Source organism: Halobacterium zhouii (assembly GCF_021249405.1).
GTDB classification, from domain to species: Archaea; Halobacteriota; Halobacteria; order Halobacteriales; family Halobacteriaceae; genus Halobacterium; species Halobacterium zhouii.
Genome location: NZ_CP089593.1, coordinates 665,931 through 690,867, shown reverse-complemented (window position 1 = coordinate 690,867; position 24,937 = coordinate 665,931). Strand labels below are relative to the sequence as shown.

Genomic DNA, 24,937 nt, shown 5'->3' with positions numbered 1-24,937 from the left:
ACGACTGACGTGGGCGGTTGACGGCCGCGCGTACGGAACAGCTACGTCACGCGGTGGGCGTGTCGTGGCGCGTGAGCGACAGCGTGTCCGGGTCGAGCGTGTAGTACGACTCCCAGGTCGGAGCGAGCGAGACGACGCGCGTCGACTCGAACTCCCCCTCGGCGTGTTCGTGGTGGTGGCCGACGAGGCAGAGGTCGGGTTCGAGCGCGCGAAGGATGGCGTCGACGTGCAGATTGCCGACGTCGTACTGCTCGGTGACCGGAACGCCGTGCGGGGCCTCGTGTGCGATGAAGACGTCCACGTCGTCGAGTTGTTTCGCGCGTTCGACGTCCTCGTGGACGAAGTGCCGCCGCCGGTCCTCGTGGAGCTGGGCGCGCGGTTTCTCGAACTGCGTCGGCGCGAAGTTCCCGGAGAGTCCGCCGACGCGGAGGCCGTCGACGTCGGCCGCAGTCGAGTGGAGGAGGTGTGCGTTCGAGACGTCGTCGCTCCGGAGTCGGCCGTGGCGCAGCGATTCGATAACGTCGAAGTCCTCGTTGTTGCCGCTGACGAAGTAGGTGGGGACGGGGAGGTCGTAGTACATGAGGTCGCCGGCCTGGAGCGCGACGTCGGCGTCCGCCGCGCGGTAAGCGGCGAACAGCGCCCGGCGGCGGTCGGGCGTGGTGGCGTGGGCGTCCCCGAGGACGAGCATACTGTAGAGTGGACATAGCTGGAGCAAAAAAGCCCCGATGGAGGGAGTTGCGGGAGGCGGTAGAGTTTTATCGATTGGGTTCCGACGAAGGCGTATGTCAGGCGCTCCCCACACTGCGTTCGTCGCCGGGAGCGTCCGCTCTTTCTCGGGTAAACGCTTCACAGCCGAGCCGAATGGCTCGCTGCGGGCGTAGCAACCTCGTGTCGGGCCGCCGTGGGACGTAGCGTTCGAACACCACACCCGACACACCTAGATGGAACATCCAGACCTCGTGAACGGCGTCTTCCCGGCGATGCCGACGCCGTTCACATCCGACGAACGAATCGATTTCGACCGACTGCGGGCCGACGCGCGACGACTCGTCGACGCGGGCGTCGACGGACTCGTCCCGATGGGGACGACCGGCGAGAGCGCGACCGTGACCCACGACGAGCACGTTGCCGTTGTGGAAGCGGTGGCAACCGTAGCAGACGGCGAGGTCCCCGTGATTGCGGGCGCGGGCAGCAACTCGACCAGAGAAGCCGTCTCGCTCGCGGAGCGCTCGCTCGACGCGGGCGCGGACGCGCTCCTCCTCATCTCGCCGTACTACAACCGCCCCGAGCCCGAGGGCATGGAGGCCCACTTCCGGACGCTCGCGGACCGCGTGGATGCGCCACAGGTGCTCTACAACGTGCCCTCGCGCACCGGCCGGAACGTCGCCGTGGAGACGGTGGCGTCGCTCGCGTCCCACGAGAACGTCGTGGGGTACAAGGCCGCGAGCGGCGACGTGGCGCGCGTCAGCGAGGTCGTCGAGCGGACCCGGGACGAGACGTTCGCGGTACTCTCGGGCGACGATGGACTGACGCTCCCTATTCTCTCGGTGGGCGGGCGGGGCGCCATCAGCGTCACCGCGAACGTCGAACCGGAGCGCGTGAGCGAACTCGTGTGGGCGGCCCTGGAGGGCGACTACGAGCGCGCCCGGGAGCGACACGCGGAACTCGCGTCGCTGACGCGCGCGCTGTTCACCGAGACGAACCCGATTCCGGTGAAGGCCGCACTCGAGATGCGGGGCCGGGGGCCCGCGAACTACCGGTCGCCGCTCTCCGCGCTGTCGCCGGAGGGTCGCGAGACGCTTCGCGCTGAACTCGACGCGATCGGTTCGCCCGACACGCGGGAGGTGTCGGCGTGAGGGTCGGCGTGACGGGTTCGACCGGTCGGATGGGCCGGGCGGTCCGCGAGGCAGTCCGAGGTCGAGGCGCCCACGAAGTGGCGTTCGCGGCGGCGCGCGACCCACCGTCGAACGACGCGGTCAGCGAACTCGACGACGAGTCCCGGTTCGGCGCGTTGCTCGGCGACCGCGCACCCGACGTCGTCGTCGACTTCACTACGCCCGAGGCGACCGCTCGCTACGCTCGCGCGTGTGCCGAGGCGGACGTCCCAATCGTCACCGGCACCACCGGACTCGGGGACGAGCAGTGGGCGGCGCTCCACGACGCTGGCGAGTCGGTGCCGGTGCTCCACGGCGCGAACTTCTCCCGGGGCGTGCAGGCGCTGTTCTCGGCGGTCGAGTCCGCTGTGCGCGCGCTCCCGGAGTACGACGTGGAGGTCACAGAAACCCACCACAGCGGGAAGCGCGACGCGCCCTCGGGCACCGCAAACGTCCTGCTGGAGCGGATCGAGGACGCGCGGGAGAGCGGAGGCAGCGCCGACGAGGACAGCGGACAGAACGAACGCGTCCACGGACGCGTCGGCGACCAACCGCGGCAGGACGGCGAGGTCGGCGTCCACGCGCGACGGGCCGGCGACGTGACGGGCGAACACGAGGTACTGCTCGCGGGGAACGACGAAGTGCTGGAACTGACCCACCGCGCTGGCGACCGCGGCGTGTTCGCGGCGGGCGCGCTCGACGCGGCGTCGTGGCTCGTCGAACAGTCGCCGGGATGTTACCGATTCGCGGAGGTCGCTGACGAACTATGAGCCTGGAAGCAGACGTACGAGACCTGTGGCACCGACACGAAGACGGCGACGTGGACGCGGCGAGCGCGAGCGCGGACGACGCAGACACCCTGGAGGCGTTCCTCGACGCACTGGAGGACGGTGATATCAGGGCCGCCGAGAAGCGCGACGGCGAATGGGAGGCCGTCGAGTGGGTGAAGCGCGGCGTTCTGCTGAACTTCGCGCTCCGCGAGACCGAACCGCGCGAGTACGGCGGCGTGACCTACCACGACGTCCTGCCGCTTCGTCGCACGGACGATCTGGCGGCGCGTGGCACGCGGAACACGCCGGACGGGACCGTGCTCCGGCGCGGTTCGCACGTCGGCGCGGACTGCATCGTGATGTCGCCGTCGTTCGTGAACGTCGGCGCGCGCGTCGGCGACGGGACGCTCGTGGATTCGTGTGACACCGTCGGCTCCTGCGCGCAGGTCGGCGAGAACGTGAAGTTGGGCGCAAACACGCTGCTCGGCGGCGTGCTCGAACCCGTCGAAGACGCGCCGGTGGTCGTAGAATCCGGGGTCTCGCTGGGCGCCGGTTGTCGGGTCACCTCGGGGTTCGTCGTCGGACGCGACTCCGTCGTGGCGGAGAACACGCTGCTGACGCCGCGCGTCCCGGTCTACGACCTCGTATCGGAGGAAATCCTGTACGGTGAACTACCGCCCGAGCGCCGCGCTTTCACGCGGTTCGTGGAGTCCTCGGTGGGTGAACACGACCTCTTCGACGGCGGCGCGTACAAGCCCGCGGTCGTCGCGATGGACCTGGAGGCGGAGACGCTCGACGCGACGCAGCGCGAGGAGGTGTTGCGGTCGTGAGTCGAGGAAATTCCTCCGTCGCGAGCGAGTCGAATCCGGACGTGCGGCGACTCGCAGACTGGTCCGCCGGCGCGCTCCGCGAACTCGCGGCGGAGTACGGCACGCCGCTGTACGTGCAGGACCTCGACCGCGTGCGCGAGAACCACGAGCGCCTCGCCGCGGCGTTCCCGGACGCCGGCGTTCACTACGCGGTGAAGGCGAACGCGGGCCGCGCGGTCCTCGAGACGCTCCGTGAGGCCGGGGCTGGTGCGGAGAGCGTGCCTGCCGGCACGAAGAATGCGCCCGTTGGCGCAGAATGCGCCTCTGCGGGCGAGGTGTACCGCGCGCTCGAAGCAGGATTCGCTCCCGCGGGTATCCACTACACTGCCGTCAACCCGCCCGCTCGCGATCTGGCGTTCGTGCTCGAGGAGGCGCCGGAGGTGACCGTCGTGGCGGGCGCACGCGACACCATCACCCGCCTCGACGAGCGCGGGTTCTCGGGCCGACTCGCGCTCCGCGTCCACCCGGGCGTCGGCGCGGGCCACAGCGAGGCGGTGGCGACCGGTGCCGACGCGAAGTTCGGCGTGCCAGTCGACCGCGCCCCGGGACTCCTCGACGCGGCGGCCGCCCGCGACTTCGACGTGGTCGGCGTGCACGCCCACGCCGGCAGCGGGATGCTCTCCGACGCGGACGTGGCGACCCACCGTGAGGTCGTCGAACGCGTCGCGAGCGTCGCTCGCGAGACCACGGTCGACCTTGAGTTCGTGGACGTCGGCGGCGGGTTCGGCGTTCCGTACCGTCCGGACGAGGCGCCACTCGACCTCGACGCGGTGGCGGACGCGACCCGCGACGCGCTCGCGAGCGTGGACGCGAAACTCGTCGTCGAACCGGGGCGCTACCTCGTCGCGGACGCCAGCGTGCTGTTGGCGACGGTGAACACCGTGAAGCAGACCGCCGGGGCGACGCTCGCCGGGGTCGACGCGGGAATGACGACGCTACTCCGCCCTGCGCTCTACGACGCCCGTCACGAGGTCCGGTCGCTCGCCGCGGACGCGAACGACCGGCCGGAGCGCCGGGCGAGCGTCGTCGGCCCAGTCTGCGAGAGCACCGACGTGCTCGCCGAAGACCGCTCGCTCCCCCGGCCGGAGCGCGGCGACCTGCTCGCGGTCGGCAACGCCGGCGCGTACGGCGTCGAGATGGCGAATCAGTACAACTCCCGGCCGCGACCCGCGGTGGTCGCGCTCGCGGACGGCGACCACCGACTCGTCCGCGAGCGCGACTCGCTCTCGGACCTCACCGCTTCCGAACGATGACGTCGAACCCAACCCACCGAAACCGATGATCCCTTACGACATCTACCACGGCACCGGCAACGACTTCGCTGTCGTCGACGCGGCGAACCACGTCCCCGACCGGGGCGCGTTCGCACAGGACCGCTGTGCGGACCTCGGCGTGGACGGCGTGTTGTTCCTCGCGCTCGAGGAGCGGTTCACGCCGCCGCGAGCGGTGATGACACTCGTCCAGCCCGACGGCTCGACGGCGTCGATGTGCGGAAACGGCGCGCGGTGTGCCGCCCGCTGGGTTGCAGAGCGAACGGGTGCCGACAGCGTCATGCTCGACACGCAAGCGGGCACTCGGCGCGCGGACGTCGACGACGCCGAGGTGGCCGTCGAGATGGGCGCGCCGTCGTTCGCGCCAGAAACAGTACCCGTCGCCCGCGACACGCCGGTCGAGCGCGAGGAACTCGCCGGCTACGAGGTGACCGCCGTGAACACAGGCGTTCCGCACGCCGTGGCGTTCGTCGACGACGTGGACAGCGTCGACGTGGCCGCCGACGCACCGGCCATCCGGCACCACGACGCGTTCCCGGAGGGAGCGAACGTCACGTTCGCGTCGGCTGATGACGAGCGCGGGTTCCGCCAGCGCACGTTCGAGCGTGGCGTAGAGGCGGAGACGGAGTCCTGTGGCACAGGCGCCGTCGCGGTTGCGGCGGTCGCCCGGCGCGAGGGGCGCTGCGGGGACAGCGTACGCGTCCGGCCACCGGGCGGAGACCTACGGGTCGACTTCTCGGGTGGCCACGCGACGCTCACCGGGCCGACGGTCCGGGAACAGACCGGTGAAGCAGAACGCGTCTCTGTTCGCGTACTCGATGTCTGAATCTGACTCGCTTCCGTCCGCGTTCGACCCGCTGGCGTTCCACGAGCGCGCGGTCCAGACACCCTCCCACGAGAACGTCGACGCGATGCGCGACCTGCTGTGCGAGACGCTCCGCGAACACGGCCAGGCACCAGACGTCGACGACGCGGGGAACGTACTCGAGTCACGCGGTTCCGGCCACCCGCACGTCGTGTTGAACACCCACGTAGACACTGTAGCACCCCACGTCCCGTACTCGCGCGACGGCGACGTCGTCTGCGGCCGGGGCGCGTGCGACGCGAAGGGGCCACTCGCCGCGCTGGTCGCGGCGTTCCTCGCGGTGGAACCAAACGATGGACGCGTGACGCTCGCGGTGACGCCCGACGAAGAGACAGATTCAGCGGGCGCTGCGGCACTGGACCTGGATGCGGACGCCTACATCGTCGGCGAACCGACGGATCTCGCCGCCTGCACGAGCGCGCGCGGCCGCTTCCAGGCGACTGTCGAACTCTCGGGGACGGCAGCACACGCCGCCGACCCCGAGACGGGCGCGAACGCGGTCGCTGGCGTGGAACGGGTGCTCGCCGCAATCCGGTCGTTCGACGAGGCGCGCGGCCCGGACGACCACCCCGACCTTGGGCCGCCGACGCTCACGCCGACACGCATCGAGGGCGGCGAAGCGACGAACCGCGTGCCCGCCAACTGTCGAATCGTCGTGGACCGCCGCACGGTCCCGCCGGAAACCCAGGACGGGTTCTTCGCGGCGTTCGAGGAGTACGTCCACGAGGCGGTCACCGGTGACGGCGTCGACGCGGCAGTTCGACCCGCTGAGCGCAAGACGCCGTTCCTCGAAGCGTTCTCGACGCCCGACGACGCCGACGTGGTCGGAGCGCTCGTCGACGCGGGGGTGGACGACCCGCGGCCGTTCGGCGCGGCGACGGAGGCGTCGTACTTCGCGGCGGACGCGCCAACAGTGGTGTTCGGGCCGGGTGTGCTTGCGGACGACGAGGGACCGGTCGCCCACGCCGAACGAGAGTACGTACACCGGTCGGACGTGACTCGGGCCGCCGAGGTTCTGACTGCGGCGCTCGGATCGCTGGTGTAGCTTTTTCTCGGCTGGCGCCGTCGCTTCGGGCATGTTCACTCGGTGGTTGGACAGCCACGAGTCGGGCGGGGAGTACGTCGCGGAGGTCGTCTACGGGGCGAACGACGGCATCGTGACGACGTTCGCGGTGGTGTCTGGGGCGACCGGCGCGGCGCTCGAGCCCCGGGTCGTGGTCATCCTCGGTGCGGCGAACCTGCTCGCTGACGGGTTCTCGATGGGGATGAGCAACTTCCTGTCGCGGCGCTCCGAACTCGACTACCTCGAGGAACGGGGAGAGGCGGCCGACGACGCCGGGAAGCCACCTGCGCGCACGGCACTCGTGACGTTCGTCGCGTTCGTGATAGCGGGGTGGACACCGCTGGTGCCGTACGTCTTCGGACTCGACGCGACGTTCATCGTCTCGCTGGCCGCCGCAGCGGCCGCGTTCTTCGCGGTCGGGGCGAGTCGGAGTGTCGTTACCGAACGCGTGTGGTGGCTGGCGGGCGCCGAGATGCTCGTCGTCGGGCTGCTGGCGGCCGCCGTCGCGTTCGGCGTCGGGGAACTGCTCGAGGGCGTCGCGTAGGGAAGCGACGAGAGCGCGTAACTGAGATCAGGCGTCTCGAGCGATGTCGCCCGCGAGTCCCGTGTACGTCTCCGGGGTGAGCGCGAGCAGTTCGTCGCGCACCTCGTCGCTCACGTCGAGCGAGGCGAACAGGTCCTGGAAGTCATCGAGCGTGACGCGCTCGCCCCGGCTGAGTTCTTTCACGCGCTCGTAGGCGTCGTCGTGGCCCTCGCGACGGAGGATGGTCTGGACGGCCTCCCCGATGACCTCGGGGTTCGCGCGCAGGTCCTCGCGCATCACCGACTCGTTCGGGACGACCTTCGCGAGGCCGTCGTTCAGTTTCGAGTACGCGAGCAGGCAGTACGCAAACGCCGCGCCGACGTTGCGCTTGACCGTCGAGTCCGAGAGGTCGCGCTGGAGGCGACTCGTGGTGAGGTAGTCGCCGAGGAAGGAGAGGTCCGAGTTCGCCTTCGAGAGGTTTCCTTCGGCGTTCTCGAAGTCGATGGGGTTGACCTTGTGGGGCATCGTCGAGGACCCGGTCTCGCTCTTCTCGGTCTGCTGGCCGAGGTAGCGCTGGGAGACGTAGAGCCAGACGTCCCGCGAGAGGTCGAGACAGACGTTATTCGCGCCGGCGAGCGCGTCGAAGAGGACGGCGAGGTCGTCCGAGGGGTTGACCTGCGTGGTGGGTTCGACGTAGTCGAGGCCGAGGCTCTCGACGAACTCCCGGGAGAACGCGCGCCAGTCGACGTTCGGGAACGCGACGTGGTGAGCGGCCCACGTGCCCGACGCGCCAGCGAGTTTTCCCGCGAGGTCGTCCGTCGCGGCCTCGATGCGCGCGACGGCCCGGCCGAGTCGCGCGGCGTAGACGGCCATCTCCTTGCCGAACGTCGTGGGGGTCGCTGGCTGGCCGTGCGTGCGCGCGAGCATCGGGAGGTCCGCGTGGTCGTGGGCGAACTCGACGAGTGCGTCCCGCACCTCCCGGAGTTCTGGGAGCACGACGTCATCGACCGCGGGTTTCGCGAGCAGGCGGTGTGCGAGGTTGTTCACGTCCTCGCTCGTGAGTCCGAAGTGGATCCAGGCGTGTGCGCGCTCCGGGGCGGCCTCCCGGACGAAGTACTCGACGGCCTTCACGTCGTGATTGGTGGCGTCGTAGCCGCGAGCGCCATCGGTTTCGATTCGCTTGACGAGTTCGGCGTCCTCGGTGTCGAACGCTTCGTAGGCGCCCCAGAGTGTCTCGCGTTCGTCGTCCGTGAACTCGAGGGGGACGGCCTCGAGGTCCGCGAGTGCGAGCAGGTATTCGACTTCGACTCGCACGCGAGCGCGGACGAGCGCCGCTTCGCTCGCGTACTCCCGGAGGGGTGCGGTCCGCGAGGCGTAGCGGCCGTCCAGCGGCGTCACCGCGTAGAGCTCGTGGGCGTCGGTCATGCCCGAACGTGCCGTCGCTCCGGGCAAAAGCGTGTCGGTACCTATACTCCATTAACGTGGATACAATCCTCGAAACCCCAGCCCATCACCGCCATTTCTACGCTCGTTCGTGCATACTCCCTGGTCTGAACCACAACGGCTTTGCGGGACGCGGACACTGTCTGAGCCATGACGCAGATCGCGGGTCTCGCGAGCAATCGCGGTCGTAACCTCCTACACGTAGACGAACTCGAGCCCGGGGGCGCAGAAGTCGCCGTCGTGCTCTCGAATCACGCCGACGCACCCGTACTCGACGCCGCCGCCGAGCGCGGAATTCCCACGGAAGTCGTGGAGCGCTCGGGAGACGAGTCCCGCCGCGAGCACGAGCAGCGCGTCGTCGACGCGCTCGCCGAGTACGACGTCGACCTGGTCTGTCTCGATGGCTACATGCGCGTGCTCTCCGAGGCGTTCCTCGACGCCGCGCCGCTCACGCTGAACGTCCACCCGAGTCTCCTCCCCGCGTTCCCCGGAACGGACGCCCACGAGCAGGTACTCGACGCCGGCCTCTCGGTGACCGGCTGTACCGTCCACGTCGTCACGAACGCCGTCGCCGAGGATGGGAGCGTGCGCGAGGGAGACGTGGACGCCGGTCCCGTCGTCACCCAGGAACCCGTTCCCGTCTACGGCGACGACGACGCCGCGAGTCTCAAGGAGCGTGTGCTCTACGACGGCGAATTCAAGGCGTACCCGCGCTCCATCCGCTGGTTCGCGAACGGCGACCTCGCTGTCGACGAGGACGGCGTCACCGTCGACTCCGACGTTGGCGGGGATCTCCCGGCGCGTCGGCTCGCCGGCGAGAGTCGAGCGAGCGACCTCCGGTACGGCGAGAATCCCCACCAGGACGCCGCGCTGTACGCGGACGACGCCTGCGAGGACGCGAACGTCGTCCACGCCGACCAGTTGAACGAGGGCGCGAAGGCGCTCTCGTACAACAACTACAACGACGCGGACGCCGCGCTCGGCCTCGTCCGGGAGTTCGAGGACCCCGCGGCGGCGGTCATCAAGCACACGAACCCCGCGGGTGCGGCGACCGCTGACTCGCTCGCAGACGCGTACGCCGACGCGCTCGCCACCGACGCGAAGTCCGCGTTCGGTGGCATCGTCGCGCTCAACCGAACCTGCGACGCGGCGACCGCGGAACTCGTCACGGAGTCGTTCAAGGAGGTCGTGGTCGCGCCCGGCTACACCGACGACGCGCTCGCGGTGCTCCGGGAGTCGAAGAACCTGCGCGTGCTCGACGTCGGCCCGTTGGGCAACGTAGACGCGGACGGCGCTGACGCAGGCCACGAGTCACCCCGCGGCGAGTCGTCCGCCGAGCGGTTCCGGGAGAAGGACCTCGTCGGTGGCACGCTCGTCCAGGAGCGAGACCGGTGGGCGCCGACTCGCGAGGACCTGGAGGTCGTCACCGAGCGCGACCCCACCGAGGACGAACTCGAGACGATGCTGTTCGCGTGGCGCGTACTCAAGCACGCGAAGTCCAACGCCATCCTGTTCGCCGACGGCACGGAGACCGTGGGACTCGGCGTCGGGCAGGTGAGCCGCGTCGACGCCGTCGAACTGGCCGCGAAGAAGGCAGACCGGGACGCAAACGGAAAGAACGCCGACGGCGCGGTGATGGCCTCGGACGCGTTCTTCCCGTTCCCGGACGGCATCGAGGCCGCCGCGGACGCGGGCGTCGAGGCCGTCGTCCAGCCGGGGGGCTCCGTGAACGACGACGACGTCATCGAGGCCGCCGACGACCACGGGATGGCGATGGCGTTCACCGACCACCGGGCGTTCCGCCACGACTGAACGGACGCAAAACGACACGGAACCGAACGAACTCGAAATCGGACAAACGCGAGCCTGAACGAACCCGTTGGTGGCAGTCGGCGGAGCAAAAGAGAAGTGGATGACAACCCGTCGTCGGCGCCTCCCGCGTCGGGAGGCGTTAGTTCGAGGAACTGGACGAGTCGACCGCGATGGTCTTCGTCGTGCTGTCGACGCCCCAGTCGAGGGAGACGTCGAACTCCTCGGTGCCCTCCGCGACGGACGCGGTGACCGTCGTCGTGTTCGTCTTCGTCTCGCCCTGAGGCACCTCGAACTCGACGGTGGTCGGCGAGACGCCCGCGGGGTTCAGGCGCGCGAGGAAGCGCATCGCAGCGCTGCCGGCGTTCTCGACGGTAACGTCGACGTCGTAGCTGTCGCCGCGGGCGACGCTGTCGGGCACGGACACCGACGTCACGGAGTACGAGACGGCGTGTGCCATGTCCTCGAGCGTGCGCGCGTCGAGTTGCCAGGTGGCGGACGCGTCGCCGGTGTCGACGGTGACGTGGCCGGCCCACGGGGAGAGGTCAGCGGGCACCTCGTAGGCGGCGGTGAAGTCGTTCTGGCCGCCGCGGGCCACGAACGTCGGGTCCGTGTAGTCGGTCTCGTTGAGGGTGAGCGTCACGGAGTCCGAAACGAGCGTCTGGCGGTCGTCGACGGCGTCTGCGTCGAAGTTCAGGAGCGCCCACTTCTTGCCCTCGTTCGCGGCGACCTCGGGGCCGTCCTCGGTGCCGACGATGATCGAGGCGTGCGCGGTCCCGTCGAGGAGCGTGAGCGCCGTCTCGCCGGAGAGGTCGGCGGTCTCGCCGACCTTCATCGGTTCGGACGTGGTCGGCTCGTCCGTCGTCGGGGAGCCCGTGGAAGTCTGCTGGTCGTCGTCGTTGCCGTTTCCGAGACATCCTGCAACCGAAAGCGGGAGTGTCGCGGACACTGCTGTGAGGAACCGTCGTCGGTTCATGTCTCGGCGGAGGCACTGGGGTATCAAGTCGATTCGGTAAGCACAAACCGCAGTTTCACGATTCCCGGTGACGTGGTACAGGTGCTCACGAGACAGTGTGAGTGAGTGGCGTCGGCGTTCGGCGCCCCGAGCCGTCCGAGAGCCGCCCCGTGGATTCCCGGTGGCTGCGTCGTACTGTCCGCAGCCGCCCTGTAACCGCTGGTAGCCGGCACCGGACGGGAACGGGACGGACGCCTCCGACAGCCTAATGCGGACCGCCGCGTTCGGTCCGGGTATGCGCTACGACGAGGCGGCGAACTTCCTCCTCGACCTCCGCCGCTACCGGCCCAAGCCCGGGACCGACTCGACGGCGGACCTGCTGTCGTTCCTCGGAGACCCCCAGGACGGCCCGCGGTACGTGCAGGTCGCCGGGTCGAACGGGAAGGGGAGCACCGCCCGGATGCTGGAGTCGACGCTCCGAGAGGCGGGACTGGACGTCGGCCTGTACACGTCCCCGCACTTCGACGACGTGCGCGAACGAGTCACCGTGAACGGGCGGCAGCTGCCAAAGAGCGCGCTGACCGAGTTCGTGGAAGCCGTCAAACCCCGCGTGAACGAGCGCGCGGCGGACGGGAGCGCGCCGACGTTCTTCGAGGTGGTGACGGCGATGGGGCTCTGGCAGTTCGGCCGCGAGGACGTCGATGTGGCGGTCCTCGAGGTCGGCATCGGCGGAAAGTACGACGCGACGAGCGTCGTCGACCCGGTGGCGAGTGCGGTAACGTCGGTGACTCTCGAGCACACGAGCGTGCTCGGGGACACCGTCGAAGAGATAGCCCGGGACAAGGCCCACGTCGCGCCGGCGTCGAACCCGCTCGTGACCGCGACGTCGGGCGACGCGCTCGACGCAGTGCGCGAGCAGGCAGGCGACGTGGTGACGGTCGGCGGTGCGGAATGCGACGTCGAAGCGACCTACGAGGGCCGCACGAACCACACCGAAGCGGCGGTGACGGTCGCGGGCGAGGACTGGTCGGTCGAGGCGCGAATCCCGCTACTGGGGTCGTACCAGGCGGCGAACGCGGGCGTCGCGGCGGCGCTCGCGCGGCAGGTCGCGGACGTCGACAGTGAGACGCTGGCTCGGGGACTGCGGAAGGCGTACTGGCCGGGGCGCTTCGAGGTGATGGGCGCCGACCCCGTGGTCGCGCTGGACGGCGCGCACAACCCGGGCGCGTGCGAGGCGCTCGCGGAGACGGTGGCGGAGTTCGACTACGACCGGTTGCTCTACGTGTTCGGTGCAATGCACGACAAAGATCACCGAACAATGGCCGAGGCACTGCCGACCGCAGACCGCGTGTGGGCGTGCGAACCCGACACCGACCGCTCGGAGGACGCGGACGTGCTCGCCACCGTCTTCGAGGAGGCGGGTGCGGGCGACGTGACGGTGACGCGCGCGGTCGAGTCGGCGGTCGACAGCGCGCTCTCGGCGGCCACCGAGGACGACCTGGTGCTCGTCGCGGGGTCGCTGTTCACCGTCGCAGAGGCCCGGGCGCGCTGGACGCGGACGAACGTCCAGAAGCGCGTCCGAGACCTCGACGACGCCCGGGACGCGCTCGAGAGCGCGCACGTCACGCCGCCGGGTGTCTGGCGGATGCGCGGGAAGGGCGTCCACCGCGTCGTGAAGACCCGCGTCCAGAAACGCCAGGCGCAGTTCCTCAAGGAGGAACTGTTGAGTCTCGGCGGCGAGTGCTCGCTCTCGGGGCTGAACCGCCAGACGCGCGGGACGCTGGACGCCGTGTTGATGGGGACGCTCGCGCAGTTCAAGCGCCTGTGTACGAAACTCGACGGGCAGCCCTACGGCCTGAGCGCGTTCGCGGACGAACTCCGTGAGAGTCTCGGCATCCAGGCCGAGCGGCCCGAACACGGCTACCCGTGGGAGGACGGCACTGCGGTGATGGGCATCCTGAACGTCACGCCCGACTCGTTCCACGACGGCGGCGAGTACGAGACCGTCGAGGACGCGGTCGCTCGCGCCGAGGAGATGGTCGACGCGGGCGCAGACGTGATCGACGTGGGTGGCGAGTCCACGCGCCCCGGCGCCGACGAGGTGCCCGTCGAGGCGGAGATAGACCGCGTGGTTCCGGTGGTCGAACGCATCGCGGACCTCGACGCGCTGGTCTCTGTGGACACCCGAAAGGCCGAGGTGGCGCGGGCCGCCCTCGAAGCCGGCGCGGACGTCCTGAACGACGTGACCGGTCTCGAGGACCCCGAGATGCGGTTCGTCGCCGCGGAGTACGACGTCCCTATCGTCGTGATGCACGCCATCGACGCACCGGTCGTCCCGGACCGCGACGTCGAGTACGACGACGTCGTCGAGGACGTCCTAGAGTCGCTGACCGAGCGCGTGCTGCTCGCGGAGAAGGCCGGCGTGCCGCGCGAGAACATCATCGTCGACCCCGGGCTGGGCTTCGGGAAGTCGGCCGCGGAGAACTTCGAGTTGCTCGACCGCACGGACGAGTTCCACGCCCTGGGCTGTCCCGTCCTGGTCGGCCACAGCCACAAGTCGATGTGGAAGAAGGTGGACAGATATCCAGACGACGGCGGCTACGCGACGGCTGCCGGGTCGGCCATCGCCGCGGACCGCGGCGCAGACATCGTGCGCGTCCACGACGTCGAGGAGAACGTCGCCGCAGTTCGCGCGGCAGAAGCGACTCGGCGCGGCGTCGACGACGAGTAACGCAGGGAGCGTCGCGTCAGAACAGCGTACCCTCGGCCTGCGCCTCCCGGTAGACGTCGAGGTAGGACTCGAGGAACGCGTCGCGGTCGTTGGCGTCGAACTCGTCGTCGACGGCGAGACGCTCGATGTCGCCAGCGGCGACGAGACTGCGCACGAGTTCCTCCGCGCTCGTCGCGCGGAACCCGCGCTCTCTGGTCTCCACGAGTTCGTGCGCGCTCGACTCCGCGTGATACTCCACGATGCTCACGCAGCCGCAGGCGAGCGCCCGCTGAAGGTCGAGCGCGAACGACGTTCGCTCGGCGGTGTGGACGTAGACGTGGGCGTTCTTGAACAGCGCGACCCGGTCCTCGACGGACTGTTCGCCGACGAACTCCACGCGGTCCGCGATGCGGAGGTCCCTCGCCTGTCGCTCGTAGCGGTCGCGTGCTGGGCCGTCACCGATGACGGTGCAGTTCCAGTCGTACTCGCGGAACTCCGCGAGCGCGAGCAACAGCGTCTCCAGATTGGCGTCCTCGTCGAGTCGACGCGAGAACACGATGTCGCCGCCGTCGCCGGGCGTCGTGTGGCGGATTTGCTCCATGTCGATGCCCGTCGGGACGACCGAGACGTTCCCGCCGTTCGCGCCACACTCCCGGACGCTCGTCTTTACCGTCCGCGACGGCGCGACGACCTCGCTTGGCTTCCGCGCCGCGTACCGGTACGCCCGCCCGCGGAGCCCTTCCGTCGTTTCGTGTGGGTCGTACCAGTCACAGACCAGCGGCGCCCCCGCGAGCACGCCACCCCACCGGGCGCCGTAGACGTGACCGGGCGTCCGACTCGTCGTGTGCACGACGTCCGGATCGATGGCCCGGAGGAGCGGGGCGACCTTCGGCGCGAACCAGCGCTCGCCGCGCTCCTCGGTGACGGCGTGGTAGGTGACGCCCTCGTACTCGAACGTGTCCGGTTGGCCCTCCCACCACTGCGCACAGCAGACGTCGACCTCGTGGCCGCGCTCCGCGAGACAGGACGCGAGCACGTCCAGGCGCGCCAGGTCGTCGCCGTCCGCGTGGTGGGCGGTCGTCTCCGAGACGAACGCCACGCGCATACACTGCGGCACGCAGGACGCGAATAAAAACCGTTCCGTTCTCGTGTTCTGAAGGTGGTGTTCGCTCAGGAGCGCCAGCGGACCAGTCCGTTCGTTCGACGTGCTCCCGCGAATCCACCTCCCGCGTGGTTGACCGGCAGTAACAGCCACTTCCCGTGACCACCCAGAAAGGGGCGGCACGCTCGCACGTGCTTGGTCGTCTCGGTGGCCGCTATCCGCGAGCGACTGCGAGCGCGCCGGGGCTTCCTGGGTGTTGTCAGAGGTTACAGGGCCGATTCCAGCTGGGGCTTTCGAGGGATTGACCGCAGTTGCTTCGAAGAAAAGGGCACCAGACCAAACTCCTCGAACTACCGGGACCCGAAGCGCTATCCCGGATGGAATGTTCCTCGGTACCATGGCCTACGACATCGAGCGGTATCTGAACGTCCGGAGCGCGAGCGCGCCGTCGTTCGGGCCGAACGGCGAACTCGCGTTCCTGATGGAGACGACGGGGGAAAATCAGGTGTGGCGGGTGGACGAACCCGAAGCGTGGCCCGACCAGATCTCGTTCGGCGAGGAGCGCGTGACGTCGGCGTCGTTCTCGCCGACGCGCGAGGAGTTGATCTACGGGATGGACGAGGGCGGCGACGAGTTCGTGCAGTTGTTCCGGCTGTCGGCGGACGGCAGCGAGGACGTTCCGCTCACTGACCACCCGGACGCAATCCACCAGTTCGGCGGGTGGAGCCACGACGGTGACCGGTTCGCGTTCGCGGCGAACCGGCGAGACCAGGCGACCTTCGACGTGTACGTGCAGGGGCGCGACGAGACCGGAGCGGACGCCACGCTCGTCGCGGAGGGCGACGAGTACGACAACCTCTCGGTCGCCGGGTGGAGTCCGAGCGACGACCGACTGGTGCTCCACGAGTCCCACTCGAACTACGACCAGGACCTCCACGTCGTCGACGTGGCGTCGGGCGAGGTGACCCACGCTACCGAGTTCGCCGACGAGACCCGGTTCTCGTCGGTGTCCTGGGCGCCGGACGGGAACGGACTGTTCGTCTGCACGGACCACGGCGCAGACACGCTGTACCTCGGCGTTCTCGACCCCGACGGTGGGACCATTGAGCACGTCGTCGACGGCGGCGGATGGGAACTCGAGGCGGTGGGCGTCGACCCGGAGGCCGAGCGCCTCGTGTACGTCCGCAACGTCGACGGGTACAGCGAACTCACGCTGGCTGACGTCCACGGCGCGCCGCTCCACGCGCTCCGGCAGTCTAACGCGACGACCGGCGTCGACGAACTGCTCCTCGACCCGCTCCCGACGCCGGACATCCCGGAGGGCGTCGTGATGGGGTTGAGCTTCGACGACGCCGCCGAACGCGTCGCCATCGCCGTGTCAGCGCCGACCGAGAACACGAACGTCCACGTCGTGGACGTCGAGACGGGCGAGAGCGAGCGGTGGACGCGCGCCTCCACCGCCGGCATCCCACGGGAGACATTCCGCAGCCCCGAACTCGTCCACTTCGAGAGCTTCGACGGCCTCGACGTGCCCGGATTCCTCACGATGCCCGACGGCGACGGCCCCCACCCCGTGGTGGTCGACATCCACGGCGGCCCGGAGGTCCAGCGGCGCCCGTTCTTCATGGCGCTGCGCCAGTACTTCACCGACAACGGGTACGCGGTGTTCGAGCCGAACGTGCGCGGTTCCGCGGGCTACGGGACCGAGTACCTGAACCTCGACAACGTCCGCAACCGGATGGACTCCGTGAAGGACCTCCGGGCGGGCGTGGAGTGGCTCACAGCGAACCGCCCAATCGACCCGGAGCGCGTCGTCGCGTACGGCGGCTCCTACGGCGGGTTCATGGTGCTCGCGGCGCTCACCGAGTACCCCGACCTGTGGGCTGCGGGCGTCGACATCGTCGGCATCGCGAACTTCGTGACGTTCCTCGAGAACACGGGCGACTGGCGCCGCGAACGCCGCGAGGCCGAGTACGGCAGCCTCGCCGACGACCGCGAGTTCCTGGAGTCCATCAGCCCGGTGAACAATGCGGAGAAGATCCGCGCGCCGCTGCTCGTGCTCCACGGCGCGAACGACCCCCGCGTGCCCGTCGACGAGGCCGAACAGATCGCTTCCATCGCCAGTGAGCACGTCCCCGTCGAGAAAACCATCTTCGAGGACGAGGGCCACGGGTTCGCGAAACACGAGAACCAGATGACGGCGTACCGGCAGGTCGTCGACTTCCTCGAGAAGCACGTCTGACCCCTTGGAGAGCGCGTTCGACCGCCATCCGTCCACTGACTTCGGTGACGCCCGTCCGTCCGTCCCGCTCGTCAGCGCCCACCCGTCGGCGCCCGTCCGTCGGTCTGCCATCGAGCGGTCGGCCGTCACGCGTTTGTGACCGCGAACCGTATCCCGGTTCGATGGACGCGGTGCTCCTGGTCGTGCTCCCCGCAATCGCGTACGTAGCCGGCCGCATCGCAGGAGCACTCGCAGGACGCACCCAGAACCGCACGACCGCCGCGACCCGACTCCAGCGGTCGAATCGGGCGCTCCAGGCGGTCGCCGCCGCGGGCGGCCTCGGACTCGCCACGGCCTCGCGGTTCGACGACGCGGTCGCCGCGGCGACGCCCGGACCGCCCGGCGCCGGCGTGCTCGTCGCGCTCGCAGTAACGGTGCTGGGTTCGGGCGCGTTGCCGGCGCTCGCTGTCCACCTCGGGACGCGCCCGGCGTGGCAGGACGTCGTCTCCGACCGCCTCGACTACGCGGGCGTCCTCCGCCGGTACGCGGTGGGCGTGTTCCTCGTCGTCGGCCCCGCGTTCCTCGTGGTCGGGGCGTGGGTGCTCGCGCCGTCCGGGTTGCCGGGTGTCGCTACCGTCGTCGCCGCGGCGCTCCTGGTCGTCGCCACTCTCCCGCTGGCCGGGTCCCGCGTCGTGTCGACGCGCCGGCCAACACCCGCAGAAGCGACCGCGTTGCCGCCTTGCGCTCGCGGTGTGCGCGTTCGCGTCGTTGATACCGACAACCACCCCGTGGCGAACGCGCTGGCCGCCGGATTCCTGCCGGGTGCGCGGTACGTGTTCGTGACGGACGCACTGTTCGCCGTACTGGACCGGGAGGCCGCGGCCGCCGTCGTCGCACACGAGGTCGGGCACCACGAGCGAGCGCACATTCCGGTCCGGTTCGCGGCGATGGGCGTCGCACTCGTTCCGCTGTTCCTCGTGTCGGGCGGCGTCGTCGAGTCGTTTCCGCTGGCGGTCACTGCCGCCGGCACGTTGCTTCTCGCGGTCGGTCCGGTGGTCCGGTGGACGGAGTTCGACGCGGACGCGTACGCCGCCAGCCACGCCGACCCCGGAGCGATGCAGCGCGCGCTGGAGACACTCGCGGCACGCGGCCTGGTCGAAACGGACCGCTCCCGGGTCGTCGGCCTGGTGTCGCTCCACCCGTCAACCGCCCGCCGCATCGACCGACTCGAGGAGCGAGACGATACACAGGACAGGGAACACCCGATCGGGGAAACGCGGCGATTCGCTGGCGTCGAGAGCGACCGGTGACGGGTGCAGGCGGTGACGGAGCGAGAGTAGGGGATGGCGGGCCGGGAGTGAGAAAACCGTGTCCGGGTCCGCAGGGGGTTCCGCCGTACCGCTGAGCCCCACTCGGCGAGTAGAGGTAAGTCATTCGCCGTGCTATACACCCACATGTCGCTACTGGGGAGTGAATCCGAGGAGAAGCGCACCCGAACCGACTCGCGGCCGAAGACGCGCGAACGGTCCTGGAACGTCCAGTTCAGCGGCGAGCAGTCACCGAAGACGAACTCGACGTCGTTCAGGCTCGCCAGACTGCTGTACGGCGGCGTGCTGGCGTTCATGGCGGTGGACAACTTCCGCGACCTCGAGGGGACCATCGAGTACGCCAAGAGCAACGGCGCACCGGCAGCCGAGACTACGGTCCCGTTCGTCACCGGGGGTCTGCTGTTCGGCGGTCTCGGCATCGCCGCGTGGAAACTCCCACGACTCGCCGCTGGAGCGGTCGCCACCTTCTTCGTGAGCATCACGCCCGTCATGCACGACTTCTGGACCATCGAGGACGACCAGCAGCGCGAAGGGCAGATGATACACTTCCTGAAGAACATCGCCCTGCTCGGCGCAGCGCTGGCGTTCCTGCGGATCGGACAGGACGACTGACGTCGTCGGACAGAACACCTGTTCAGGTCAGATGACGTCGGTCCGCGTGGCGGCCTCGCGGGCGGCGTCCTCGCTGATGCCCGAACCCAGAATCGTGTAGCGGTCCCGGATCTCGTGGGCGGACGTGAGCGCCTCGAGCACCTCGTCGTCACTGACGCCGAGGTCGTCGGCGGTCGTCGGCGCGTCGAGGCTGGCGAGCGCGTCCCGCACGGAGCGCCACTCACCCTGCTCGCCCGAGTGGAGATACTCCGCGAGGATGGCGCCGACGCCGACCTGGTGGCCGTGCAGCGCCTTCCCCGGCGCGATGCGGTCGAGTTGGTGGCTGAAGAGGTGCTCGCTCCCCGAGGCGGGCCGCGAAGACCCCGCGATGCTCATCGCGACGCCCGAGGAGACCAGCGCCTTCACCACGATCCACGCGGACTCCTCGAGTTCGGGCTTGATGGAGTCCGCGCTGTCCACGAGCATCTCCGCGGTCATCTGGCTGAGCGCGCCCGCGTACTCGCTGTACGGCACGTTCTGGAGGCGCTCGGCGAGGCGCCAGTCCTTCACCGCGGTGTAGTTCGAGATGATGTCCGCGCAGCCCGCGGTGGTGAGTTCCCACGGCGCGTCCGCGATAATGCCCGTGTCCGCGATCACGGCGATTGGCGGGTCCGCGGCCACCGAGTGCCGGGTGTCGCCTTCCGGGACGGAGCCGCGCCCGGAGACGATGCCGTCGTGGCTCGCGGCCGTCGGCACCGACACGAACCCGACGCCGATGTGGTCACTCGCCATCTTCGCGATGTCGATGGCCTTCCCGCCGCCGACGCCCACGAGGTAGCCCGGCTCGGTGCCGCGCGCGACCTCGAGGACGTCCTCGACGGCGTCGAACGACGCCTCCTCGACGACCACGAGTTCCGGGTCGGCGCCCGCGTCCTCGAACTGCGCGACGATGCGCTCTGCGGCGACCTCGCGGGGGGTAGGACTCGTCACGACGAGCGGCGACCCCACGAGGTGCGTATCCGTGATGACCTCCTGGGCCTGATCGAGCACGTCGTGCCCCACCACGACGTTCCGCGGGAGACGAATCCACGTCGACTTCTCGAACATGGGGGAACGTCGCTGGGGCGCGAGTAAAAGTCTACTCGTCCCCGACCTGCCGCCGGTAACTGACGTACTTCCGCTCGAAGGCGTCGTCGTACATCTCCACGGCAGCAGCGTTGTCGACGTGCGCGGAGACGCCCATGTACTCACAGCCTCGCTCGCGGGCCCACTCCTCGATGCGGTCGAACAGGGCGGACGCGACGCCTTCCAGACGATAGTCGGGTTTCACGTACAGGCCGTCGACGTGTGTTCGAGGCCCTCTCGTGTAGATTGGTGGGCTGTCGTGTCGACCACCGGAGATGTGGCCGACGAGGTCGCCGTCGCACTCGGCGACGAACAGCACGCGGTCGTCCTCGTCCAGCCAGTAGTCGATGCTGGCATCCGCGACACCGTCCTCGTCGAGTTCGCTGAACTCGGGGTCGGCGGCAGTGGTCTCACGGAACCCCGGGACGAGGAGTTCCGATTTCACGGTCGGTGCGTCGTCTGGTGTGGCATCTCGTATTTGCATGCGTGGTCGTGTATCTGGTTGCGTTCGAACGCGGTGCGGAACGGGGACGGCTTGCGCGACGCAGCGCGTGCCGTCACGTGACGAGAAGCCAGGTCATCGGTCGCTCGAACGGTGGTTCACGGATGCAGGGGATAAGTGTTCAGGAGGTTCGTCAACGACTCTCGCGTCAGATGGTACCGAGCACGTCGAGCAGTCGCTCCTCGTCCTCGCGGCTCGGGCCTTCGTCCTCACCAGTGAGCCCGTTCTCCAGATGCGAGTCCACGGTTCGCTGCATCGCCTCGTCGAGAGGCGTCGACTCGTAGCCGAGGTCTGCTATCTTCGACGTGTCGAGCAGGTGGGGGTAGCCGCGGTACAGCGGGAAGTCTGAGGGGTCGAGGTCAACGATGGAGAGTTCGCGGGGACTGGTGTACGAGCGCTCCGGGTCGCGGCCAACCGCGTCGGCGATCAGGTCGACCATGCGGTCGAGCGTGACCGCGTTCTGGTCGCCGACGTTGTAGGCCTCGCCGGGCGTGCCGTTCTCGGCGACCAGACGCATCCCGCGGGCGACGTCCTCCACGTAGACGCGCTGCCAGAGATTCGTGCCGTCGCCCGGCACGACGACATCGTCGTACTCGGCGACACGGTCGACCCAGTACGCGAGGCGCTCGGTGTAATCGTGCGGGCCGTAGACGATGGGCGGACGGACCGACATCGCGTTCACTCCACGGTCGGCGGCCTCGAAGACGACGCGGTCGCCCGCGGCCTTCCGCGCGCCGTACGTCTCCATGGAGTCGTCGGTGGCTTCCTCCGCGGAACAGGATTCGAGTTCCGTCTCACCCTCGCGCTTGGGAACGTCGTCACCGGCGTACGCCGCGCCGCTGGAGATGTAGACGTACGCGTCGACGTCCGCGAAAATCTCGGTCGCGCTCTCGACCTCGCGGGGCTTGTACGCCACGTTGTCGAAGACGACGTCGGGTTCGACCTCGCGCTTCGCGGTGAGCAACGCCTTCTGGTCGGTGCGGTCGCCCTCCACGCGGTCGACGCGGTCGTCGTCCGCGAACGGGTCGTCGTGGTTGCCGCGGTTGAACGTCGTGACGCGGTAGTCGTGGTCGAGCAGTTCCGAGACGAGGTGGCGGCCGATGAACCGCGTGCCGCCGACGACGAGTGCGGAGTCCATACCGGAACGTCGTCGGCGCGGGCCAAAACGGTGGTCCTTCCGGAGCGTCGAGCCAGCACGTCTTCCTTGCGGAGCGTCGAGCCACACGTCCGCCACTCCTGGCTCGGCTACTCCACGGCGAACTGCGTGCCCGCTTCGAACCGCGCGCCGTCGACGCGCCCCGAGACGACGAACGCGTGTGGTCCGCGCGACAGTGAGACGGGACCGACGTACCGCGTCGTAGACGACGCAGTCGTCGCGTCGGTCGTCGACACCGTGTAACCGTTATTCTCAGCGCGCACGAGGAGTGCCCACGCCGTCTGTTCGTCGGGCGCGAGTCGCGCCGACACGCCCCCGGACTGGTCACTGGCGACCGACTTCCAGTCCCGGCCGCGCTGGTACACCGTCCACGTCGCGTCCGTCACTCGGGCCGCGTCGTCGGTCTGGTTCTCGAGAACGAACCGGGGGTCCGTGGCGTCCGCCGCCAGCGCCACTGCGTCGGGTCCCGTCAGCGACAGCGCGGACCCGCAGTCGGCGCCACCGAGCAGTCCCAGGCAGTCTCGCGGCGCGAGCGCACCGGTCAGGCCCGCGAGCCCCGCACCGACGACGGTGAGCGTCGCCCGGCGACTGTACTGACGAGTCACGAGTTACCCGACGAACCAGGGTGGGAAGGCAGTTCGGCGGACTCAAAGACGCGTTTCAGCCTCGCGTAAAAACAGCCACGTCGCCGGCGTCAGTACGACTTCGCGAAGAACGCCGTCTGTTCGGCGTCCTCGCCACAGATTGCGCAGTCCTCGCCCTCGTGGTCGGGTTCGGGGACGTTCTCGCCGCCGTACTCCGAGGCCGTGCGCGCGATGGCGTCCTCCCCGAAGGGCACCATCACAATCTCGGCGTGGATCTGCTCTTTGATCTCGGCTTCACAGTCCTCGTCGCCGCACCACGGCGCCTTCACGTAGCCCTTGTGCTGGCCGATGGTGCCCAGGATCTCCTCGCGGGAGTCGGCCTCCCGGACGTTCTCCTCTAAGCGCTCGGCGGCCGCGTCGTAGAGCTTGTCGTACACCTCGTCGAGGTGCTCCTCGGTCGCGTCGACGACGCCCTCGCGAGACTCGACGTGAGTCTCGCCGTCGGGCCGGTGGACGAGCGTGACCTCCTCGTCCTCGACCTCGTTGGGGCCGATCTCGAAGCGCACGGGCACGCCCTTGAGCTCCCACTCGTTGAACTTGAATCCGGGATTGCGCTCGTCGCGGTCGTCGAGGTGGACGCGCACGCCCGCGGCCTCGAGTTCCGCCGCGAGTTCCGCGCTGTACTGGAGCACCTCCTTCTTCGTGTCCTCCTGCCAGATGGGGACGATGACGACCTGCTCGGGCGCGACGGTCGGCGGTAGCACGAGGCCCTGGTCGTCGCTGTGGCTCATCACGAGACCGCCGATTGCGCGCCACGACAGCCCCCACGAGGTGGTGTGTGCGGTGCGCTCCTCTTCGTCTTCGTCCGCGAACGTGAGGTCGTACGCCTCCGCGAACGACTGTCCGAGGTGGTGACTGGTCGCGCCCTGTAGGCTCTTCCCGTCGGGCATCAGCGCCTCCACCGTCGTCGTCACCTTCCCACCGGGGAACTTGTCGTGGTCGGGCTTGCGGCCGCGCAGGACGGGCATCGCCAGCACGTCCTCGTAGAGTCGCTGGTACTGGTCGAGGCGCAGTGTCGTCTCCGCCCACGCGCCCTCGTCGTCCTCGTGGGCCGTGTGCCCCTCCTGCCAGAGGAACTCCTTCGTGCGGAAGAACGGCTTCGTGTCCGTCGCCTCCCACCGAACCACGCTACACCACTGGTTCAGGCGCAGGGGCAGATCGCGGTGGCTCCGCGTCCAGTTCGCCATGTACGGCGTGATGATGGATTCGGAGGTGGGGCGGACTGCGAGGCGCTCCTCCAGTTCCTCGTTGCCGCCGTGGGTCACCCACGCCACCTCGGGGTCGAAGCCCTCGACGAACTCCGCCTCCTTGTCGAGGTAGGACTCCGGGATGAACATCGGGAAGTAGGCGTTGTCCACGCCCGTCTCGTCGTACCAGCCGTCGAGGTTCTCCTGGATGGACTCCCACAGCGAGTAGCCGCGGGGCATCGCCACGATGAACCCGCCCATCGGCGCGTAGTCCGCGAGGCCCGCCTTCTGGACGACCTCGGCGTACCACTCGCCGGGGCTGTGCTCCTTGGACTCGGTGATGCCGAGTTCCTGCTCGTCGCTCATTGCTAGTACAACGGCCTGACCCGCTCTTAAATCCCGTGAAGGTCTGCTAGTGATTCTCGGTTCGGGGTTAACTGTTGGTCGTCACTTCAGGAACGATCACAGAGACCCCACTAACACGAACTATCTCTCCCCTGTGACCACTCAGAAAGCCCCGACTGGCTGAACTCCCGGGACTTGCTGTCGCCGGAAATCTTCGATTTCCGAGATGACGAAAGACGGCGAAGCCGTCTTTCGAACCACGCGCGCTCCCGCTGGTCGCGTGCTTGCGGCGTCCTCGGAAATCTCCGATTTCCGATGGGCTGCGGAAGACGCGCAGCGTCTTCCGAACGTCCGGGTTCGTTCAGCCAGTCGCCCCTTTCAGTCCTGGAAGACTCGCTGCGCTCGTCTTCCAACCGTCGCGGGCGCAAGCGCCCGCTCAGTCCCACCCTGCCGGTTGGTCAACTGGCATTGGCTGGGACTGAAAGGGGCGGTCGGCTACGGGAATCCCGCGAGTGGAGCGAGCGGGATGTCGAAGGACGAGCAACGCGAGTCCTTCGGAAAGCCCGGCGACGTAAGCACCACAG

At 69.0% G+C, this 24,937-nt stretch carries 21 protein-coding genes; 12 read left to right on the top strand and 9 right to left on the bottom strand.

The window, feature by feature from the left end:
- Positions 1-46: 46 nt before the first annotated feature.
- Positions 47-688: a metallophosphoesterase family protein gene (locus LT970_RS03495; protein ID WP_232687593.1), complete on the bottom strand. Its 642-nt coding sequence runs from the start codon at positions 686-688 to the stop codon at positions 47-49.
- A 253-nt stretch (positions 689-941) separates the two neighbouring features.
- Between LT970_RS03495 and dapA the strand changes: the two genes are divergently transcribed.
- Genes dapA through LT970_RS03460 form a run of 7 tightly spaced genes read left to right on the top strand, consistent with a single transcriptional unit; the run spans position 942 to position 7,256 of the window.
- Positions 942-1,856 (top strand): 4-hydroxy-tetrahydrodipicolinate synthase, encoded by a 915-nt coding sequence (dapA, locus tag LT970_RS03490; protein ID WP_232687581.1) that lies wholly within the window; start codon positions 942-944, stop codon positions 1,854-1,856.
- A gap of 29 nt (positions 1,857-1,885) precedes the next feature.
- Positions 1,886-2,644, top strand: coding sequence for a 4-hydroxy-tetrahydrodipicolinate reductase (dapB, locus tag LT970_RS03485; protein ID WP_349292250.1), 759 nt, complete (start codon positions 1,886-1,888; stop codon positions 2,642-2,644).
- Entirely contained in the window at positions 2,641-3,474 is an 834-nt protein-coding gene (locus LT970_RS03480) for a 2,3,4,5-tetrahydropyridine-2,6-dicarboxylate N-succinyltransferase (protein WP_232687576.1), read from the top strand. The genes dapB and LT970_RS03480 overlap by 4 nt, the downstream gene beginning before the upstream one ends.
- The gene (lysA, locus tag LT970_RS03475) at positions 3,471-4,766 is read left to right on the top strand and encodes a diaminopimelate decarboxylase (protein WP_232687575.1); all 1,296 of its coding nucleotides are present in this window, start codon (positions 3,471-3,473) and stop codon (positions 4,764-4,766) included. Before LT970_RS03480 ends, lysA begins: the two co-directional genes overlap by 4 nt.
- Positions 4,767-4,791: 25 nt before the next feature.
- The gene (dapF, locus tag LT970_RS03470) at positions 4,792-5,610 is read left to right on the top strand and encodes a diaminopimelate epimerase (RefSeq protein WP_232687574.1); all 819 of its coding nucleotides are present in this window, start codon (positions 4,792-4,794) and stop codon (positions 5,608-5,610) included.
- Complete coding sequence (locus tag LT970_RS03465) at positions 5,603-6,694, top strand: M20/M25/M40 family metallo-hydrolase (RefSeq protein ID WP_232687573.1); 1,092 nt, start codon at positions 5,603-5,605, stop codon at positions 6,692-6,694. The genes dapF and LT970_RS03465 overlap by 8 nt, the downstream gene beginning before the upstream one ends.
- Positions 6,695-6,725: 31 nt before the next feature.
- Positions 6,726-7,256, top strand: a complete 531-nt coding sequence (locus LT970_RS03460) for a VIT1/CCC1 transporter family protein (RefSeq protein WP_232687572.1) — start codon at positions 6,726-6,728, stop codon at positions 7,254-7,256.
- Positions 7,257-7,283: 27 nt separating this feature from the next.
- Here LT970_RS03460 and purB read toward each other — a convergent pair whose 3' ends face one another.
- Complete coding sequence (gene purB, locus LT970_RS03455; protein ID WP_232687571.1) at positions 7,284-8,660, bottom strand: adenylosuccinate lyase; 1,377 nt, start codon at positions 8,658-8,660, stop codon at positions 7,284-7,286.
- Between the two features lie 168 nt (positions 8,661-8,828).
- On the opposite strand from purB, the gene LT970_RS03450 reads away from it, so the two are divergent.
- Positions 8,829-10,490: a formyltransferase family protein gene (locus LT970_RS03450; RefSeq protein ID WP_232687570.1), complete on the top strand. Its 1,662-nt coding sequence runs from the start codon at positions 8,829-8,831 to the stop codon at positions 10,488-10,490.
- A 139-nt stretch (positions 10,491-10,629) separates the two neighbouring features.
- Here LT970_RS03450 and LT970_RS03445 read toward each other — a convergent pair whose 3' ends face one another.
- Entirely contained in the window at positions 10,630-11,463 is an 834-nt protein-coding gene (locus LT970_RS03445) for a hypothetical protein (protein ID WP_232687569.1), read from the bottom strand.
- 274 nt (positions 11,464-11,737) lie between these two features.
- Between LT970_RS03445 and folP the strand changes: the two genes are divergently transcribed.
- Positions 11,738-14,173, top strand: a complete 2,436-nt coding sequence (gene folP / locus LT970_RS03440; RefSeq protein ID WP_232687568.1) for a dihydropteroate synthase — start codon at positions 11,738-11,740, stop codon at positions 14,171-14,173.
- A gap of 16 nt (positions 14,174-14,189) precedes the next feature.
- On the opposite strand, the gene LT970_RS03435 is transcribed toward folP, so the two are convergent.
- Positions 14,190-15,257, bottom strand: a complete 1,068-nt coding sequence (locus LT970_RS03435) for a glycosyltransferase family 4 protein (protein WP_232687567.1) — start codon at positions 15,255-15,257, stop codon at positions 14,190-14,192.
- A 394-nt stretch (positions 15,258-15,651) separates the two neighbouring features.
- On the opposite strand from LT970_RS03435, the gene LT970_RS03430 reads away from it, so the two are divergent.
- The 3 genes from LT970_RS03430 (at position 15,652) to LT970_RS03420 (ending at position 19,415) form a co-directional block, all read left to right on the top strand.
- The gene (locus LT970_RS03430; RefSeq protein WP_232687566.1) at positions 15,652-17,496 is read left to right on the top strand and encodes a S9 family peptidase; all 1,845 of its coding nucleotides are present in this window, start codon (positions 15,652-15,654) and stop codon (positions 17,494-17,496) included.
- Between the two features lie 161 nt (positions 17,497-17,657).
- Positions 17,658-18,785, top strand: coding sequence for a M48 family metallopeptidase (locus LT970_RS03425; protein ID WP_232687565.1), 1,128 nt, complete (start codon positions 17,658-17,660; stop codon positions 18,783-18,785).
- A 144-nt stretch (positions 18,786-18,929) separates the two neighbouring features.
- Positions 18,930-19,415 (top strand): DoxX family membrane protein, encoded by a 486-nt coding sequence (locus LT970_RS03420; RefSeq protein ID WP_349292232.1) that lies wholly within the window; start codon positions 18,930-18,932, stop codon positions 19,413-19,415.
- Positions 19,416-19,442: 27 nt separating this feature from the next.
- Here LT970_RS03420 and LT970_RS03415 read toward each other — a convergent pair whose 3' ends face one another.
- From LT970_RS03415 to proS, 5 genes are all read right to left on the bottom strand, one after another.
- On the bottom strand, positions 19,443-20,501 hold the full coding sequence (locus LT970_RS03415) for an NAD(P)-dependent glycerol-1-phosphate dehydrogenase (protein WP_232687564.1): 1,059 nt from the start codon (positions 20,499-20,501) through the stop codon (positions 19,443-19,445).
- A 31-nt stretch (positions 20,502-20,532) separates the two neighbouring features.
- Positions 20,533-21,003: a GNAT family N-acetyltransferase gene (locus LT970_RS03410; RefSeq protein ID WP_232687563.1), complete on the bottom strand. Its 471-nt coding sequence runs from the start codon at positions 21,001-21,003 to the stop codon at positions 20,533-20,535.
- Between the two features lie 166 nt (positions 21,004-21,169).
- Positions 21,170-22,159 carry an SDR family oxidoreductase gene (locus LT970_RS03405; RefSeq protein WP_232687562.1) on the bottom strand — a complete coding sequence of 330 codons (990 nt, stop codon included), beginning with the start codon at positions 22,157-22,159 and terminating at the stop codon, positions 21,170-21,172.
- Positions 22,160-22,266: 107 nt separating this feature from the next.
- Positions 22,267-22,782, bottom strand: coding sequence for a hypothetical protein (locus tag LT970_RS03400; protein WP_232687561.1), 516 nt, complete (start codon positions 22,780-22,782; stop codon positions 22,267-22,269).
- A gap of 89 nt (positions 22,783-22,871) precedes the next feature.
- Positions 22,872-24,374 carry a proline--tRNA ligase gene (gene proS, locus LT970_RS03395; RefSeq protein WP_232687560.1) on the bottom strand — a complete coding sequence of 501 codons (1,503 nt, stop codon included), beginning with the start codon at positions 24,372-24,374 and terminating at the stop codon, positions 22,872-22,874.
- Positions 24,375-24,937: the final 563 nt, after the last annotated feature.